Source organism: Mesorhizobium sp. M7A.F.Ca.MR.362.00.0.0 (genome assembly GCF_004023175.1).
Classification (GTDB): Bacteria; Pseudomonadota; Alphaproteobacteria; order Rhizobiales; family Rhizobiaceae; genus Mesorhizobium.
In genome coordinates this window covers 866-2,686 of the sequence record NZ_RZTF01000242.1, presented here as the reverse complement: position 1 = coordinate 2,686, position 1,821 = coordinate 866, and the positions used below count along the sequence as shown (strand labels likewise).

Genomic DNA, 1,821 nt, shown 5'->3' with positions numbered 1-1,821 from the left:
CCACTTCTGCCGGCGGTCGCTAAGGCGTTGGCAGACTATCTCCACGGCGGGCGCCCCATGGACACACCCACCCGGCATCTGTTCGTGCAGATGCATGTACCGTTCGGTCCCTTGGCGGCTTCAAGCGCGATCCGCCATATCGTCGCAAAGCATGCGAGAGTTGCCGGGATATCGGCACCGTTTCTCGGCAGTCACGTCTTGCGGCATTCGCACGCCGCACGCCAGCTCGATCTCGGCACCACGCCGCGCGTGGTCTCAGAGCTTCTTGGGCATCGGGATCCGGAGTCCCTTTCCGCCTACGTGCGGATCGCAACGGAGACGTTGCGTGACATCGCATTGCCGGTGCCGTCATGACCACAATCGTCACCCTGTCCGAACTGAAGCGCGACGCCGACAGCTTTCTCGAGTTCAAGCGCGCCATGGGCCATCCCTACAAGCGCGGAGCGATCGAGATCGACTGTTTCCTCCGCTTTGTCGGGCAGCACTGGGACGCGGCAGAGCCGATCCCCATGGCGGAGGCCGTCCGGCGCTGGTGTGGGCGGCTTCCCGGCCGCAAGGCTGTCACGCTCGCCAACGAGTTCGGTGTCATTCGCCAGCTTTGTCTTTACCGCCGTCGTTACGATCCCACCAGCTATGTGCCCGAGCACAGCTGGGCGCCAGTGAAGGAATCGACCTTCTTTCCCTACATTTTCAGTCAGGACGAGGTTCGCCGGATTCTCACCGTCGCTTCGGTGTATGAAGGACCCGCCGTGTGGGCGTCGATGCTGCGCCGACTCGTGCTTGTGCTCTATTGCACCGGTCTGCGGCTCGGCGAGGCCGTGCGCCTCAAGATGGCCGATGTCGATCTCGAACGCGGCACGTTGACGATCCGCGACAGCAAGCGGCGCACGCGGATCGTGCCCATGCGCGACGACCTGGTGGAAGAGTTGCGACGCTACATTGACGATCGGCGCCAGCTCCTCGTCGATCAGCGTTGCGAGGATCCGCAAGCCCTGTTCGTTCGCCGTAACGGTATGCCGCTGACAACCGCCGCCGCATCCGATGCCATCCGCCGGATTCTCCGTCGCTTGGGCATTAAGCCCGCACATGGACGCGTTGGAGCTCGTCCCTACGAGTTCCGTCATAACTCCGAGTCCCGTATTATTCCGAGTGACGCCATCGCCGCGGCGTAATTTTCTCATGATTGCAAGTATTTGGATCAGCGTCGGCCGTTGATTGCTCGACATTATTCGGCTGCTCTTTCTGAGCGTGGACTTCCCACGCTGTAGGGAGACAGACGATGATTGATCTGAATGAGGCGCTACACAAAGATCGCTGGATAGGCCGATTGGAGAGCCACCAGGATGGCTTCGAGGCTCTGCTTGATGGCCAGGGATACGCCAAGGCGACTGTTCGGGAGAAGATGAAGCTCCTGGCCGGTTTCAGCGCTTGGCTGGCGAGGCAGGATGTTCCACTGGACTTGCTCGGGGAAGAGCACGCCGATCGATTTCTGACGGAACTTGGTCTGCGCCCGAGGCGTGGCGATGCTTGGACCATTCGGCAGTTGGTACGATATCTGCGCGACACGGGCGGCGTGCCGGTGCCGCTGCCAGAGGTCGATACGAGCGCCAAGGGTAAGCTGATCGACGCATTCGGGGAATTCCTGCGCACCGAGCGTGGTCTCTCGGCATCGACATTGACGAACTATCTGCCGATTGTTCGTGGGTTCCTGGACGAACAGTTTGGGGGCAACGATCCGGATTTTGACCGACTGCGAGTGGGCGACGTTCATCGGTTCATCGTGCGGCGAGCCCAGGCCGGTTCGCCCGGCCGCGCCAAGTT

The 1,821-nt window shown here is 61.6% G+C and carries 3 protein-coding genes; 2 read left to right on the top strand and 1 reads right to left on the bottom strand.

Translation table 11 applies throughout. The features are described from left to right. Both EOC06_RS40935 and EOC06_RS24680 read left to right on the top strand, forming a co-directional pair. The coding region (locus EOC06_RS40935) for a tyrosine-type recombinase/integrase (protein ID WP_206631249.1) at positions 1 to 354 on the top strand (354 nt) is incomplete at its 5' end. Continuing rightward, positions 351 to 1,172 (top strand): tyrosine-type recombinase/integrase, encoded by an 822-nt coding sequence (locus EOC06_RS24680; protein WP_128309017.1) that lies wholly within the window; start codon positions 351 to 353, stop codon positions 1,170 to 1,172. The genes EOC06_RS40935 and EOC06_RS24680, both read left to right, overlap by 4 nt. A gap of 128 nt (positions 1,173 to 1,300) precedes the next feature. Here the strand turns inward: EOC06_RS24680 and EOC06_RS43425 are convergent, their stop codons facing one another. Further along, positions 1,301 to 1,771: a hypothetical protein gene (locus EOC06_RS43425; protein WP_245470022.1), complete on the bottom strand. Its 471-nt coding sequence runs from the start codon at positions 1,769 to 1,771 to the stop codon at positions 1,301 to 1,303. Positions 1,772 to 1,821 lie beyond the last annotated feature (50 nt).